Annotated in this window: 13 protein-coding genes and 1 pseudogene; 1 reads left to right on the top strand and 13 read right to left on the bottom strand. The window is 71.5% G+C overall.

The genetic code is table 11. The features are described 5' to 3' along the window. The 8 genes from FXO23_RS49080 to FXO23_RS49115 form a co-directional block, all read right to left on the bottom strand. On the bottom strand, positions 1–1,856 hold a 1,856-nt coding region (locus FXO23_RS49080), incomplete at its 3' end, for a condensation domain-containing protein (protein ID WP_158895854.1). After that, on the bottom strand, positions 1,856–2,821 hold the full coding sequence (locus FXO23_RS49085; RefSeq protein ID WP_158895856.1) for a pyridoxal-phosphate dependent enzyme: 966 nt from the start codon (positions 2,819–2,821) through the stop codon (positions 1,856–1,858). The genes FXO23_RS49085 and FXO23_RS49080, both read right to left, overlap by 1 nt. Continuing rightward, positions 2,812–4,026, bottom strand: a complete 1,215-nt coding sequence (locus FXO23_RS49090; protein ID WP_158895858.1) for an acyl-CoA dehydrogenase family protein — start codon at positions 4,024–4,026, stop codon at positions 2,812–2,814. Before FXO23_RS49090 ends, FXO23_RS49085 begins: the two co-directional genes overlap by 10 nt. Next, complete coding sequence (locus tag FXO23_RS49095; RefSeq protein ID WP_158895860.1) at positions 4,023–4,616, bottom strand: DUF2786 domain-containing protein; 594 nt, start codon at positions 4,614–4,616, stop codon at positions 4,023–4,025. Before FXO23_RS49095 ends, FXO23_RS49090 begins: the two co-directional genes overlap by 4 nt. 2 nt (positions 4,617–4,618) lie before the next feature. Then, positions 4,619–4,900, bottom strand: coding sequence for an acyl carrier protein (locus tag FXO23_RS49100; protein ID WP_158895863.1), 282 nt, complete (start codon positions 4,898–4,900; stop codon positions 4,619–4,621). 34 nt (positions 4,901–4,934) lie between these two features. Next, positions 4,935–6,620, bottom strand: a complete 1,686-nt coding sequence (locus FXO23_RS49105) for a phytoene desaturase family protein (protein ID WP_158895865.1) — start codon at positions 6,618–6,620, stop codon at positions 4,935–4,937. A gap of 78 nt (positions 6,621–6,698) precedes the next feature. Next, entirely contained in the window at positions 6,699–9,272 is a 2,574-nt protein-coding gene (locus tag FXO23_RS49110; RefSeq protein WP_158895867.1) for an FtsX-like permease family protein, read from the bottom strand. Next, a complete protein-coding gene (locus FXO23_RS49115; RefSeq protein ID WP_158895869.1) occupies positions 9,272–10,042 on the bottom strand; it encodes an ABC transporter ATP-binding protein in 771 nt (256 codons plus the stop codon). The genes FXO23_RS49110 and FXO23_RS49115 overlap by 1 nt, the downstream gene beginning before the upstream one ends. Positions 10,043–10,182: 140 nt before the next feature. Here FXO23_RS49115 and FXO23_RS49120 point away from each other — a divergent pair, with 140 nt between their 5' ends. Next, positions 10,183–11,466, top strand: coding sequence for a sensor histidine kinase (locus FXO23_RS49120; protein ID WP_158895871.1), 1,284 nt, complete (start codon positions 10,183–10,185; stop codon positions 11,464–11,466). Between the two features lie 21 nt (positions 11,467–11,487). Here FXO23_RS49120 and FXO23_RS49125 read toward each other — a convergent pair whose 3' ends face one another. The 5 genes and pseudogenes from FXO23_RS49125 to FXO23_RS49145 form a co-directional block, all read right to left on the bottom strand. After that, a complete protein-coding gene (locus tag FXO23_RS49125) occupies positions 11,488–12,132 on the bottom strand; it encodes a LuxR C-terminal-related transcriptional regulator (RefSeq protein ID WP_158895873.1) in 645 nt (214 codons plus the stop codon). A gap of 43 nt (positions 12,133–12,175) precedes the next feature. Next, entirely contained in the window at positions 12,176–13,015 is an 840-nt protein-coding gene (locus FXO23_RS49130) for a beta-ketoacyl-[acyl-carrier-protein] synthase family protein (RefSeq protein ID WP_158895875.1), read from the bottom strand. A gap of 2 nt (positions 13,016–13,017) precedes the next feature. Further along, complete coding sequence (locus FXO23_RS49135) at positions 13,018–14,313, bottom strand: type III PLP-dependent enzyme (protein ID WP_158895877.1); 1,296 nt, start codon at positions 14,311–14,313, stop codon at positions 13,018–13,020. 10 nt (positions 14,314–14,323) lie between these two features. Continuing rightward, entirely contained in the window at positions 14,324–15,250 is a 927-nt protein-coding gene (locus FXO23_RS49140; RefSeq protein ID WP_158895879.1) for a 3-oxoacyl-[acyl-carrier-protein] synthase III C-terminal domain-containing protein, read from the bottom strand. A gap of 112 nt (positions 15,251–15,362) precedes the next feature. Next, positions 15,363–15,667: pseudogene (locus FXO23_RS49145) on the bottom strand (hypothetical protein); the annotation flags it as partial.

Raw genomic sequence — 15,667 nt, forward strand, 5'->3', positions numbered from 1 at the left:
CCCCGCCGATGCACCATGGCACCCTTGGGCTTCCCCGTCGAACCCGAAGTGAAGATCACATACGCCAAATCACCGTCCACACCGGACACCGGAGCCAGCCCCTCGGCGGGATCCTCGGCGTCGTCGAGGGGAACGATCGAAACTCCGACCGCCTCGGCGATCTCCGCGGCGAGTTCCTGGTAGTCCGGTCCGGTGATCAGGCTTCCGGCGCCGCTGTCCGCCAGCAACCCGGCCAGCCGCGCCACCGGCATCGACGGGTCGAGCGGCACGTACGCCCCGCCGGAGCCCAGCACGCCGAGCACCGCGGCGACGAATCCGATCCCCGGATCGGCGAGCACGCCCACCAACCCGGCGCCGGGCAGGCGGCGCGACAACGCACTCGCCCTGCCCACCAACCCGGCATAAGTCACCGAACCCGAGTCGTCCACCACCGCCACCGCCTCCGGTCGCGCCGCGGCGAACGCCCGAACCCGCGACACCACACCATCCCCGACCGGACCGATCGGGCCCGTCCCCTGGGCCAGCACCGAGTCCCGCTCCTCCGCACCCAGCACGTCGATCCGGCCGAGCACACCGTCCGGATCGGCGCGCGCGAACCGGTCCAGGAAGGCGGCGAAGCGATCCAGGTGGGTCCGCACGCCCTCGGCGTCGTAGAGGTCCGGGTTGCCGTTCAGGTGCAGTTCGATCTCGCCGTCGAGGGCGTCCAGCACGGTGACCGAGAGATCGTTGGTGATCCCGGTGGACAGGTTGTTCAGCCGGGTCGTGCAGGCGCCCAGGGTCAGGCCGGGATCGGGCGGGAGGACGTTCACGAACGGGCCGCCGAACGGGCGGCGCTCGTCGCTGCGCACGCCGATGTCGCGGCGGATCTGGTTGACGTGGTAGCGCTGGTGCTTGAGGGTCTGCGCGAGTTCCTTCGACGCCTGGGCCAGCAGTTCGTTCGGCGTGCGGTCCGGTTCGACCCGCATCCGCAACGGCAGGTAGTTGGCCATCATCCCGGGAATGGTCCGGGATTTCACCCCGGCCCGGGCGGCGACCGGGACGGTCAGCAGCAGGTCGTTGATCCCGGAAATGCGCTGGGTGTAGGCGGCCATCGCGGCGATGACGAAGGTCGGCAGGGTCACCTTGGCGCGGGCGACCGCCGCCCGCACGGCGTGTGCGGACGCCTCCGGCAGGACCATGCTGCGGCGCAGGAATCCGCGCGCCGGGGCGGGTTCCTTGCCGGAGAGGCTGACCAGATCGGGCGTCGAGTCGAAGTGCCTGCCCCAGAATTCCCGGTCCCGCGCCAGATGCGCCGACTCGTGGTAGGCGAGGTCGGCCTCGATCAGGTGGCGGAACGAGGGCAGCGCGCCGGGCTCGGTGGACTCCCCGGCCAGCAGCGCGTTGTACAGCTCACCGAGCCTGCGGTGGCAGATCGCCGCGCTGAAGCCGTCACCGACCAGGTGGTGCGTGGTCAGGTACCAGAAGTGCCGCTCCGGGCCGAGTTTCAGCAGCGCCCCGCGGAACAGGGGGAAATCGGTGAGCGCGAACGGCCGCCGCATGTCCTCGTGCATCCAGGCCACCGCCGCGGCTTCGGGATCCGCCTCGCCGGTGAGATCCGGATAGCGCACCGGGAGTTCGGTCAGCGGCTCGATCACCTGCCGCGGTTCCCCGTCGATCTCGAAGAAACGCGCCCGGAAGCATTCGGCCTCCTCGGCGAGCCGGTGCAGCGCGGCCTCGAACACCGCGGTGTCCAGCGGTCCCCGGATGTCCAGGTAGTCGGCCATCGCATAGGCGAGCCCACCCCCGGAGAGCTGTTCGTCGAACCAGACATCGGTCTGGGCGGTGGACAGCGGCAGGCCGGCGTCGACGGCGGTCATCACGGCACCTCGGAAAGTGTGTCGGCGGTGAGGGAATCATCGGAATCGAGTACGGGACCGAACGCGTCGGCGACCCACTGGTCCTGGTAGACGGTGTCCAGGTAGCGGTCGCCGAGGTCGGGCGCGATCGCCACGGCGGTGCGGTCGCCGGGTCCGGCGTTGCGCGCCAGCCAGGTCAGCGCCCCGGACAGGACGGTTCCGGTGGAGGCGCCGAACAGGAAACCGTGCCGGACGAGCCGGTGGCAGGCGCGGATCGCGTCCGCCCCTTCGACGTGCACCACATCGTCCACAACGGACCCGTCCAGGACCGGCGGGCGCACGCTCTCGCACAGCCCGGGGATGGCCGGGCCGACGCCGTCCACCGCGACGATCCGGGCCGACGGGCGCGCCTGGCGCAGGTAGCGCGCGCAGCCGGTCAGCGTCCCGGTGGTGCCCATGCCCACGAAGAGCACGTCCAGTTCGGGGAAGGTGCGCAGGATTTCCGGCCCGGTGGTCCGGTAGTGCGCGGCCCAGTTGCCCGGATTCGTGTACTGGTCGAGCCAGACGTAGTCCGCGTGCTCGGCGCACAGCCGCCGCACCAGCCGCAGCCGGGCGCCGAGCAGGCCGTCCCCGGGCCGCGGTTCGGTGACGACGTGCACCTCGGCGCCGTAGTTCTGCATCAACTGCCGGGCGAGCAGGGTGCAGCGGGTGTCGGTGACGCAGACGAACCGGTAACCCCGGCTCGCCGCGACCAGGCTCAGCGCCACGCCGATGTTGCCCGAGGAGCTTTCCACCAGGGTCGCGCCCGGGCGCAGCGCACCGGCCCGTTCCGCCGCGGTCACGATCTCCACCGCGGCCTTCAGCTTGATCGAACCGGCGAAGTTGAACCCTTCGCATTTCAGGTACAGCCGGTGCCCGGCGAGCGCGCGGAGATCGACGTAGAGATCGGAAACGTTGAACTCCTGCGGTGTGGATATCACCCGCACGAAGAACCCCCGTTCGTAGCGGATCGGGCGAACGCCGGAAACGGATCGTCCCGGGCCACCTTTCCGGTGAGCAGCCCGTGGAAGAGGTTGAGCTTCTGCATGTTCCGCGTGCCTTCCATGAACTCCACGCCCCGGGCGTCCCGGACCAGCTTGTCCAGCGGCGGGTGTTCCCAGCGCGCGCGGGGACCGAGGAGGGCGCACGCTTCGACGGTGGCTTCCTCGGCGAGCCAGCACGCAGTGGCCTTGGCGGCCGAGGCGAGGTGCCCGCGACCGGCGTCCGCGTCGACCTCCAGTGCCGCGAGATGGGTCAGGTGGCGAGCGCTTTCGATGCGGCGGCCCAGCCGGTCGAGGCGATCGGAGTCTTCGCGGCCGAACGTCCGCCGGGCGGACACCACGTACTCGTGCGCCGCACCGGCGATGCCCAGCGCGATCGCGGCGACTCCGGGCCGGAGCCGGTTGAACGTCTGCACCGCGGCCCACATTCCGCGCCGGGTGGGCGAAAGGTGGCGCCCCAGCACGCCTTCCCCGGGAATCGCGACCGCGTCGAAGGTCACCGCGCAGATCCGGGCGCCCCGCAGGCCGAGCATGCCCAGCGGTTCGGCCTGGAAGCCCGCGGCCGCGGTGTCCACGAGCACGGCCGTCACGCCGAGCGGGCCCGGCCGGGTGCGGGCGAAGGCCACCCCCAGCCGGGCGCGGGAAGCGTTGCCGACATACCGCTTCCGCCCGGTCAGCACGAAATCGCCACCGGCGCTGATCAGTTCGGTGCGCATCGCACCGGCGTCCGATCCCCGGTCCGGTTCGGTCAGCGCGAAGAACGTCCACGTGGGACGGTCGAGCAGCGTGCCGTAGAACCATTCCTTCTGGTGTGCGTCGCCCAGCAGGTCGACCAGGACACCGGACATCGAGGCGCCCGGCGAGGCGAGCATCAGGCCCGCGTCGCCGCGGGCGAGTTCCTCCAGGACGACCGCCCGTTCCAATGCGGTCATGCCGAAGAACCGGTGGCCGCCGACGCGGACGCCTTCCGCCCCGTACTCCGGGGGGATCAGCATTCCGGCCAGGCAGCGCACCCCGGGCAGGTCCAGCAATCCGGTGACCGCCTCGGGATCGGTGTCCAGTTCGGCGCCCGCCGCGCGGAAGTCCGCGGCCCAGTCGCTCGCCTGGTTCCGCAGGGCCAGCAGCCGGTCGTCGAGCACGGTCGCGCTCATACCCGGTCCCCCGGTGCGCAGGCGGCCAGCAGTTCCGAAACGTCCGCGACCTCACCGGGGCCGCCCGCGAGGTAACCGCTCGCACCGAGCAGCCGCAGCAGCTCACGGTCTACTTCGGACAGTTTCGCGTGCAGGTGCGGCAGCAGGTCCGCGCGCGGAAACGGCGCGTTCGCGACGAGTTCCGCGTGGACTTCGAGCTGCCCGGTCACCGCCTGCGCGATCGAACCCTGGACCAGCTGCCGGCGCAGCAACGTGGTGTCGCCGCTCTCCCGCTCGCCGAGATAGGTCAGGCAGGCGTCCAGCAACCCCTGGGAAAGCCCGAGCCGCAGCCACACCACGGCGGCCCCGCGCCCGGGATCGGCGCGGCCCGCGCCACCCCGCACCAGGACGACCGGGCCGCCGGGCAGGTTCGCCTCGCGCACCACGACCGCACCCGGCGGCAGCGCGGCGCCCGCGGGCAGCACCGCGTGCCCGCCCGGCCCGAACGCCTCGAACCCCAGTTCGGCGAGCGCGGGTGCCAGGCCCTGGTCACGGGCGACGCCGAGGCACCGCTGCCACCGGTCGAGATCCGGCCCCGCGGTCACCGTCATGGTCAGGAAGCCATTTCCGCGGTCACGAAACCGGCCAGCGAGTCGACCGATTCGAAGTGGCTCATCTCCAGGTTGTCGGTGTCGAACTCGACGCCGAGCGTCTCCTCGAGCTGCATCAGCAGTTCCAGCACGCCGGTGGAGTCCAGGCCGACGTCCGCGAGCCGGGTGTCCTCCCGCAGATCGGGCACCTCCTCCTCGAGCACGTTCCCCAGCGCGGTGATGATCCCCGCCACCACTCGTTCCCGGTCGGCGGTTTCCGGCGCGGTTTCCACGGTTTCGGTCATGACAACTCCTTCTTCTCGTGCCGGTTTCCGGCGTTCACGTGGTACGGCCGGCCAGGTCCAGCCGGGCCAGCCCGCGGGCGTCGCGGCGGTCCAGGCCGCGGGAGACGCGCAGCGGATCCCAGTCCTCGGTGCGGGCGGGCAGCAGGTCCGGGTTGCCGAACACCGCTCCCCCGCACACCTCCGGCAGCAGCGAGCGGCCGAGGATCGCCGAGGCGCACGCGGCGCCGCTCGTCGCGACGCCGACGATCCCGCCCGCGTGGTGGATGTTCTGCCCGGCCAGGAACAGCCCGGACACGCCGGTGTGCACATCCGGGCGCTGCCCGACGCGTCCCCAGCTCCGCAGGCCGTAGGCGGTGCCGCCGGTGGACAGCGTGTAGCGTTCCTGGGTCAGCGGGGTCGAGGTCTCCCGGTGGACGATGTGGTCGCGGAACGGTCCGATCGCCGCCTCCGCCAGGTCCAGCATCCGCTCGGTCAGCCGGTCCTTCGCCGCGCGGTAAGCCGGTTCCCGGCGGTACTTGCCGCCGCTCGCGGGGCCTTCGCGCAGGCCCCACGGCGCGTATCCGGGTGGACAGGCGGTCATGATCTGGAAGTTGGTGTGCCCGGGCGGGCAGGCCGATCCCGCGACCGGGTCCTTGACCGACGCGAAGGAGAGGAACGCGAACTCCGGCTCGAGCGAACCGGCCTCCAGGCGTTCGTAGGCCCGGTCGACGTCCTCGGTCGCCCAGTACCAGATGTTCGCGTTGGGCCGTTCGGGCAGTTCGGTGTCCAGGGCGACGTAGCAGACGGCGGTCGGCAGCCGCATCCGCGCGCCCTCGGCCCGGTCCACCACCGGCGCGGGCAGGTTTTCCGCGCCGCCGCACAGTTCCAGCACGGTCCGCCGGTAGTCCGCATTGGACACCACGATCGGCGCGTCGATCATGGCGCCGTCGCTGAGTTCCACCCCGGCCACCCGGTCGCCGTCGATGCGGATGCGCCGCACCCGGGTCTTGGTCCGCAGCGCGCCACCGTGCGACTCCAGCAGTTCCACCAGCGCGGCCGCCACCATCTGGCCGCCGCCCTCGGGGTAGTAGGCGCCCCGCAGGTAGTCGTCGATCATCATGGTGTGCGCGACGACCAGCGTCTGCCCCGGCGCCGAACCGTAGTTCCCGGACTGCGCCGCCAGTACCGTGCGCGCCCGCGGCGACAGTCCACAGTGGTCGAACAGGTGGGCCAGCGTGCGGCGGCTCCACCGCACCATGACCGCGGGCAGCTTGCCACCGGGGGCGGATCGCGTGCTCTCCCGGCAGGTTTCCGCGACGGCCGAGCAGATGTCGACGTACCGGGTGATCCCGTCGGCCTCGTCCGGCAGGGCCCGGCGCAACCGGTCCCCGTACCGCGCCCAGCCGGTGGGCACGTCCACGGTGACGCTGGGCAGCACGATCCGGTCGAAGCCGTCCGGATCCATCGGGTGGAACCGCACCCGGTCGGCGAGCCCCAGTCCACCGAGGATGGACGGCAGCAGGCCGCCCGGCCCGCAATCGCCGAGGTAGTGCACGCCGACGTCGAACTCGTACGCGCGGCGGCGGCGGAAGACGTGGCTGTTGCCGCCGGCCACGTCGTGCTGTTCCAGGACCAGCACCCGCCGGCCGCTCGCGGCGAGGTAACCGGCGCAGACGAGACCGCCGATCCCGGACCCCACCACGATCGCGTCCCACTTGGCGGTCGCATTCGCTGGTATCACAGGGGAAACGCTAGGGCGGGGCGGTGACCTCGGGCTGACCGCGCGCTGACAGCTGGGGGACGGCCGGCCCGAGGCCACCTATTCGGGGGCGAGCGCGATCGCGGACGTCTTGGTGCGCAACGCGAGCCAGGTCGGCACCAAGGTAGCCACGAGCGTCAGAACCGCCCCCAGGGCGAGCACCGCCGGATAGATCCACAGTGGTCCGGCGGGAAGCACGCTGTCGGACACCGCCGCGCTGAACGGAAGCAGCATCGACCCGGCCACGATCGTGCCCAGGACTCCGCCGATCACGGCGACCAGCAGCGCCTCCACCGTGATCATCCGCAGCACCTGCCCTCGAGTGGTGCCGGTGAGCCGTTGCAGCCCGAACTCGCGGCGCCGGTGCGCGGTCGCCATCACCAGCGTGTTGACCACGGAAATCGCCGCGTAGATCAGGATCATGCCGACGACGAGGTAGTTCACCCAGGCGTTGGCCTGCTCCTTGTCCACGTAGGCGGCGGTCAGCGTGTCCCGGTCCGCCACCTTCAGGCCCGGCCGGTCCTGGACCAGTCCGGACAGCGCGGCGCCGAGCCGGGCGGGGCTGGTGCCCGGCGCCGCGGTGACCAGGATCTGGTCGGCCATCCCGGCCGTGGTGTGCGGCGCGAGCGTGCTCGCGGGCAGCAGGGCACTGGAGAAGTCCGGATTGGACCGCAGCGTCGCGACCACCCGGAGCCCCACCACGGCCCCGTCGCCCAGCCGCATGCTGATCTCGTCGCCGACCCCGACCCGCAGCCGTTCCGCCCGGTCGGCGGGCAGGGCGATCGTGTCGCCCCGCAGATCGGCGAGCTGCCCGGCGACCACTTCCGCCTGCCGGGTCTGCGCCGCGGCTTCGGCGGTGACGCCGTGCAGTTCGACGCCGTCCTCGTCCTGGCTGCTGTCCGAAGGTTTCTCGTTGTACCCCTTGCTGGTCACGTACGCCGACGCGCTGCCGACACCGGGCAGCCGCCGCACCTCGTCGACCAGCCCGCGGGTGACGTCCTCGGTCGACGAGGTGACCACGGCGTCGGCGAGCAGGTTGGCGGTGTACGCCCGTTTCGCCGCCTCGACCTGGGTGGTCTGGAAGTACAGCATGAAGATCGCGAGCCCGGTCGCCAGCATGATCGGGGTGACCGCCCCGGACATCGGCAGCCAGCGCGCCCGCGCGTTCAGGGTGGCCAGGTAGCCGCCCAGTCCGGTCACCGCGCGCACCGGGACGCGCAGCAATGCCACCAGCACGCGGGTGATCCCCGGGGCGAACAACGCCACGGCGGTGGCGACCAGGGTGACCGCGGGCCCGGCCGTGCTGGCGGCCAGCGGGCCGTCCATCACGGTGATCGTGAGATACGCGAGCACCGCGCCGCCGATCAGGCTGGACAGCCCGCACCACAACCGGAACGGGGTCAGCCAGCGCTTCGGCTCGGACACCTCCTGCATCGCCTCGACCGGCCGGGTCTGCGCGGCATACCGCGCCGCCACCCAGGCGGCGCCCCAGGCGGACAGCAGGCCGACGATGATCGCCGCGGCGGCGGGCACCCAGCCCTGGTGGAACTTGAGCACCGGTTCGAAGACCCCGAATCCGGCGAGCCTGTCGAACAGCCATTCACCGAGCACCGCGCCGGGGAGGCAGCCGAGGACCGTGGCGAGCACGCCGACGGTCATCGCCTCGCCGGTGATCATGCGGCTGAGCTGTTTCGGGGTGGTGCCGATCGCGCGCAGCAGCGCGACCTCGCGCCGCCGTTGCTGCACCGACAGCCCCAGGGTGCTGGCCACGACGAACATCGCGACCTGGATCGCCAGCCCGCCGAACACCCCGGAGAGGATGATCAGCATCTCGCCGCCCTCGGCGGCCTGCGCGAACTCGGCGAGGCCGCGCTCGTCCCCGGCGAGGGTGACCGCGTGGTGGCCGCGCACCGCGGCGTCGACCCGCTGCCGCAGGTCCGCCGGATCGGCGCCCGGGGCCGGGAGCACGCCGAACGCGTCCACCTGGCCCGGTTTGGTCGCCAGCACGCGGGCATCGGCCGCGGAGAAGAACACCGCGTCGGTGGCCATCGGGCGCCCGGCCGAAGCGATCCCGGCCACCTGGAAGTTCCGCACGCCACCGCGCACCGCGATCGGGAGTTCACTGCCGGGACGGGCGCCGGTGCGGCCCGCGATCGCCTCGTCGAGCACGACCTCCCCGGGCCGTTCCGGCGCCCGGCCTTCGCGCAGCGCGTAGGGCGCCAGTTCGGCGGTGGCCCAGTCGTGCCCGAGCTGCGTGCCGGGAACGGTTCGCCCGCCCTGGTCGCCGGGGATCTCGGCCGGGAACGACACGTCCGGCACCACCTTGGCCACCCCGGGGACCGCGGCGATCGTGTTCGCCAGCCCGGCGTCCAGCCGGACCCGCTCGGCCAGGGTCGCGGTCTCGTGGTACTCGTCCTCGGTCCCGGGGTTCACCGCGGGCAGGTCGTAGGTCTGGTTCCCGGCCACCACCACCGGCGCCGCGGCGAGCCGTTGCGGCGGGATGGCCGTCCGCACCCCGGATTCCATCAGCCCGCCGCAGGCCAGCACCACCGCGGTGCCGATGAACAGCGCGACGAAGGTGGCGATGAACCCGCCCTTGCGGAATCGGAGGGTGCTCAGTGCGAGGCGCAGCATCAGTGCACCATCCCCGGCTCGGCCCAGGCGCCGAGATGGGTCATCCGCTGGGCGACCTCGTCGGCGGACGGCTCGAGCAGCTCGCCGACGACCTGCCCGTCGGCGAGGAACAGCACCCGGTCGGCATAGGACGCGGCGACCGGATCGTGGGTCACCATGACGATCGTCTGGCCCGCGCGGCTCTTCGCTTCGCGCAGCAGCCCGAGCACCTCCCGGGCGGCCCGGGTGTCCAGGGCGCCGGTCGGCTCGTCGGCGAAGATGACCTCCGGCTGGGTGACCAGCGCGCGGGCGATGGCCACCCGCTGCTGCTGGCCGCCGGACAACTCGCCGGGGCGGTGGCGGCGGCGCGGCCCGAGCCCGACCCGGTCGATCACGCTGGTCACCAGGTTCGGGTCCGCGCGCCGCCCGGCCAGCCGCAGCGGCAGGGTGACGTTCTGCAGGACGTCGAGCGCGGGCAGCAGGTTGAAGGCCTGGAAGATGAACCCGATCCGGTCGCGGCGCAGTTTGGTCAGGTCGACCTCGCGCAGCCTGCTCAGTTCCTGTCCGGCCAGGAAGACCTCGCCGGAACTCGGGCGGTCGAGCCCGGCCGCGCAGTGCAGCAGGGTGCTCTTGCCGGAGCCGGACGGTCCCATCACCGCGGTGAAGGTGCCGCGGCCGAAGCCGACCGTCACCCCGTTCAGGGCGACCACCCCGGTGCGTTCCTTGCCATACACCTTCCGCACGGAGTGGAGCCGGACGGCGTCCGGAGCACCTTGGTTGGATGGGTACATCTGCCACTCCCCAGTCGAATATCGGGCCGTCGCGAAAACGATAGGAATTCGGCGGCGTTGTGCCGAGGGTGATAGACCGTCAATCCATACGGGAGCTAGCACTACCGACGATCTTCGCGATTCCGCCCATAATGAACGGCATGACGACCGGTGAGTCGCGTGCCGGAAGCACGCAGAGAACCTGGGCGGCCCTGGGGGGCGTCGCGACCCTGCGCGGGGCCGCGCTCGCCGCGCTGGCCCTGGTCGAGGTCGTGCTCTTCGTGATCCTGGTCAGCGCCGGTTCACTGGTCGGCGTGGGGATCGGCCTGTTCCTGCTGCCGCCGGTCGTGCTGGCCGTGCGCGGACTGGCGAACCTGCAGCGAACCCTGGCCGGCGACTGGTCCGGGGTGCGGATCCCGGTCCCCTATGTGGCCGAACTCGAAGGCGCCCGTCCGTTGCAGCGCTGCCACCGGTTGCTGGGCGACCGGGCCACCTGGCGGGACGCGCTGTGGCTGCTGGTGGATTCGACGGTCGGGCTGGTGCTCACCTTCGCCCCGCTCGCGCTGATGCTGCACGGGCTGCGCGGCATCCTGATGCCGTTCCTGTTGCAGTCCTCACCGGACGACGAATGGCTCGGGAACTGGTACGTGGTGCTGCCGGTGAGCGGTCCGGCCACCGCCTGGGCGGCGCTGGTGCTCGGGGTGGCGCATTTCCCGCTGGCCCTGTGGCTCGCGCCGCGCCTGCTGCGCTGGCACGCGCGGCTGGCCGCCGCCCTGCTCGCCCCCACCGAGAACACCAGGCTCACGCACCGCGTCCAGCACCTGACCGAGACCCGCGACGACGCGGTGGGCAGCCAGGCGGGGGAACTGCGCCGGATCGAACGCAACCTGCACGACGGCGCGCAGGCGCGGCTGGTCGCGATGGGCATGACCCTGGACGCGGCCGTGCGCATCATGGAAAAGCATCCCGAGGCCGCGAAATCCCTGTTGCAGGAGGCGAAAACCAATTCCGCCAGGGCCCTGCAGGAACTGCGCGACCTGGTGCGCGGAATCCAGCCGCCGGTGCTCGTCGACCGCGGGATCGCCGACGCGATCCGCACCCTGGCGATGGAGAACCCGCTGCAGATCGAGACGACGATCGACCTGCCGGGCCGCCCGTCGCCCGCGGTCGAATCGGCCGCCTATTTCACGGTTTCCGAGGTGCTGAACAACGCGGTCAAACATTCCGGCGCGGATTCCGGTTCGATCGAGGTCCGCCACGCCGACGGCCGCCTCCTGATCAACGTCAGCGACTACGGCCGCGGCGGCGCCGATCCGTCCCGGGGAACCGGTCTCCGCGGTATCGAACGCCGCCTCGCGCCCCTGGACGGTTTCATCACGGTGCTGAGCCCCCTGGGCGGGCCGACCATGGTGGCCATTGAAATACCTTGTGACTTTATTACTTGAGGGAAACTGCGCACGACCCGGTCAGTGCTTGAGGTAGGCGAGGACGGCGAGGACCCGGCGGTTGTCGTCTTCCGACTGGGGCAGGCCGAGTTTCGACAGGATGTTGTTGATGTGCTTCGACACGGCCTTCTCGGAAACGAACAACGCGTTCGCGATACTGCTGTTCGACCGGCCTTCGGCCATCAGTTTGAGCACATCCCGTTCCCGCGCGGTCAGCGTGTCCAGCTGCGCGTCCCGCGTGTTGTGGGTCAGCAGCCGGGAAACCACTTCCGGGTCCATCACCGTGCCCCCTTGGGCGACCTGGCGGAGCGCGTCGATGAACTGGTCACCGTCGAACACCCTGTCCTTCAGCAGGTAGCCGATCGACCCGACGCCGTCGGCGAGCAATTCGTTGGCGTACAACCGTTCGACGTACTGGGAGAGCACCAGCACCGGCAGCCCGGGCACCTGGCGCCGGGCCTCGATAGCCGCCCGCAGCCCCTCGTCGGTGAACGACGGGGGCAGCCGGATGTCCACCACGGCGACGTCCGGCCGTTCCCGCACCAGCGCCTCGACCAGTTCCGGCCCGCTGCCCACCGCGGCGGCGATCTCGAACTCGTGTGCCTCCAGTAACCGGACCAAACCGTCGCGGAGCAGGAACTGGTCTTCACCTATGACAACGCGCACGGGAGTTTTCGTCTCTTTCGGCACCGGACTCGGACGAGCCCCATCATAGGACGTCCGGGCCGCCGGCCGGTTCGCGAACGACGCACACGTTCAGGTCGCGGTAGACCGGATCGTAGTCGGCGAGCACCACCGGCCGGGGCGCCCGCGCACCGGCGAGCGGCGCCCAGATCCCGGTGCACGGGAAGCCGTCCGGCACCGCCGCGCCGCCCGGCCACACGATCCCCGGGCCCGCGACGACCGTGGCGGGTTCGGCCGCGTCCCGCAGCAGATCCGCCAGCGCGCCGGGCACCTCCGCGGGCGCGACGCCGGGCACCGTGCCGACCTCCAGCGCGCCGCCGCCCGGTTCCAGCAGCAGGGCCACCGCGGCGTCCCGGACCGGCCGATCCGCCTGGTAGGGCATCTCGCGCTGGTCCATCACCAGCACGAGCACCCGCCGGTAACCGTGCCGCGCCACATACCCCGACGCCACCCGCAACGCGGTGAACGCCGCCGCGACGCCCTGCCCGGACACCGAGAACACCAGCGGCCCGCCGGGCAGCACCGCGGTCAGGTTGACCGGCGTGGACAGCCGGGGGTCGAAGTCCGGGGTGGCGTGCGCGACGATCGCCAGGTCGATCGGCTCTCCGGCGGGCAAGCGCCCGTCGAGCAGGTCGCGCGCCATCGAGATGAACGTGTTCCCGGCGGCGCGTTCGACCAGTTCCCGCCGGTGGCCGACGTCGTGCCCGTTGGTCAGGTCGGCGAAGTAGCGGTGCAGTTCCGGCACGTCGATCCGGCACGACCCCGCGCCGAACTCCCGGCGCAGCACCGCGCCGAGCCGCAACGGGATCGGCGAACGGCGCGCCCGGCGCGGGGCCCCGAGGACGGGAGCCGTGGCTCGGTACATCGCTAGCCGTCCAGCCCGGCCGCGGCCAGCGCGGCGACGTCGTGCAGGTGCTGGCGGCGCAGCAGGTCGGCGGGCCGGTCCCGTTCACTGATCAAATAGGACTGTCCGTTGTAGACAAGGACCTCGGCGGGATAGCCGTGGCTGAGGAAGAGCACCGGCGACGCGGTCGGGCCGTACGCGCCCGAGCGGAACACGCCGAGCAGGTCGCCGGGCCGCACCGGCGGCAGCGCGATCTTCTTGCCCAGCACGTCGTTCGGGGTGCACAGCGGGCCGGTCACGTGCCAGCTCTCGTCGGCCGGTTCGTCGAACCGGTTGAGCAGCCGCATCGGGAAGTCCCGTTTGACGTACGAACCGATGCCGACCGCGGCCATGTGGTGGTTGGTGCCGCCGTCGGTGACCGCGAAGTTCTGGCCGAGCGAGGTCTTCACGTACCGGACGCGGACCACGTAAGTGCCGGACATCGCGGTGAGGAACCGGCCCAGTTCCATCACCAGCCGGGTTTCCGGGTGCCGCGCGGCGAACTCGTCGATCACCGGGTTGAGCCGGGTGGCGAGCAGATCCAGGTCCAGATCGCGTTCCCCGGCGAAATAGGCGATCCCGAGCCCGCCGCCGATGTCCACCAGCTCCAGGTCGAAACCGTGCCGCCGCGCCAGCCGCTCGGCGAGTTCGAAGATCCGCCGGGTGTTCTCCACGATCGGTTCCTCGCTGAGGATGCGGGTGCCCATGTACACCTGCACCCCCATCAGCCGGATGTTCGAGTGCCGCCCGCCCAGCCCGTCCGCGGCGAACAGCTGCTCCTCGTCGATGCCGAACTGGCGCGGTTTGCCACCCATGGTCAGGCCGGAGCCCTTCACCGCGAAGCTCGGGTTCACGCGCAGCGCGACCCGGGCCACCACGCCCTTCGCGCGGGCCAGTTCGTCGAGTTCGTCCAGTTCGCCGAAGGACTCGCAGACGACCGCGTAGATGTCTTCGTCCAGGCACGCGGTCAGCTCGGCGCGGCTCTTGCCGGGACCGAGGAAGATGATGTTCTCCGGCGCGACCCCGGCCCGCTTGGCGGTCAGCAGTTCCGCCATCGACGACACCTCGGCCCGCGCGCCGTGGGCGTGCAGCAGCGCGCAGATCGATACGTTCGGGTTGGACTTCAGGGAGAAGAAGTACTCCAGCTCCGGGTGCAGCCGTTCGCGCAACCCGGTCAGCCGGGTGGCCAGCTCGTTGCCGTCGTAGACGAACGACGGGGTGCCGTAGCGCTCGGCGAGCTCGGTGCTGCCGACCCCGCCGATCTCGAATTCAGCGCTCATGTTCGTTCTCCTAGTGTTGGAAGACCATCGCGGAAAAGGTCGAACCGAGCCCGACCGAGATCATCAGGTACTTCTCCCCCGGATTCAGCAGGCCGAGTCCGGTCACCGTGCGGTAGTTGAGGAACGGGTCCGCGCAGAAGCAGTGCCCGGTCGAGGCCACGTTGCCGAGGAAGATCCGGTCGCGCGGCACCCCGAGCGCGCTGCCCGCGCGGATCCACGACACCCGGTTCACGTTGTGCGGCAACACCAGTGCCAGATCGGCAGTGCGCAACCCCGCGGCGGCCACCGCCTCGCCGACGACCTCGGCGAGCGCTTCGGGGTAGATCCGCCGGAACTCGTCCGCCTGCTCGTCGGACATGATGACCTCGCCGCCGGGCCCGCCGAGTGTGGTGGTGGCGTAGCCGAGCATCCGGTCGCGGTCGCCGCCCGGCCCCACCAGCACCGCGGCCGTGCCCTCGCCCATCACCGCGACGTCCGGGATGATCTGCGCGGTGTGGGTGAAGGCCTTCTCCCCGGTCAGGATCAGGGCCAGCGCGTCGGGATCCCCGTCCTCGGCGAGCAGCGTGCCGCACAGGTCCACCGCGAGCAGCCCGGAGGCGCACGCGTGGTCGGTGAGGTTGAACGTGATCGCGTGGTGCAGGCCCAGCGCGTCGCGCACCTCGAGCATCGGGTTGACCGGATACGGCGACGCGGCGGGCATGGTCTTCGCGCGGACCACGTACCGGATCCGGTCCTCCTGCCCGGCGAAGGAGTCCAGTTTGCCCACCGCCGCCAGGAGCATCTCCGCCTCGGACTCCGGCGATCGGCAGACCTCGGACAATCCGTAGATCCGGTGCAACCGGCGCAGCTGCGCGTCGGTCAGCCCGAGTTCGCCCTGGAGCGAGGCGATCGGCACGGTGGCGGGCAGGTAACTGGATACGGCGACCAGTGAGGTCATCGGAACCGGGGCTCCACGGTCGGTCCTCCTTGGACGAACGGCGAACGGGATTCGCCCAGCGTCGCGGCCACCGCTGACGCCCTGCTGACCGGCGGCTGACCTGCCGCGGGAGTCAGAACCGGTAGCGGAGGATGCGCGCGCCCTGCCGCGACAGCCAGGTGCCGCGGGCCACCGGTTCCCGCGGATCGTCGAAGCCCTGGGCGCCGGTGATGCCGAGGGCCTTGATCGCGGGGTGGTACTTCATCGACCGCGCCGCGAGCCGGGTGTAGCCGTTGAGCGCGAACTCCCCGGCGGGAAAGTGCCCGGTGAGGCGGCGGATCAGGGCCTGGAACGCGGTACCGGCCACCTCGGGGAGGGACTGCCCGCGCTGCTGTGGCGAACCCAGTACAACTTCGCCCTCAACCCCTTCGACAAAAA

The organism is Amycolatopsis anabasis (genome assembly GCF_009765355.1).
Classification (GTDB): domain Bacteria; phylum Actinomycetota; class Actinomycetes; order Mycobacteriales; family Pseudonocardiaceae; genus Amycolatopsis; species Amycolatopsis anabasis.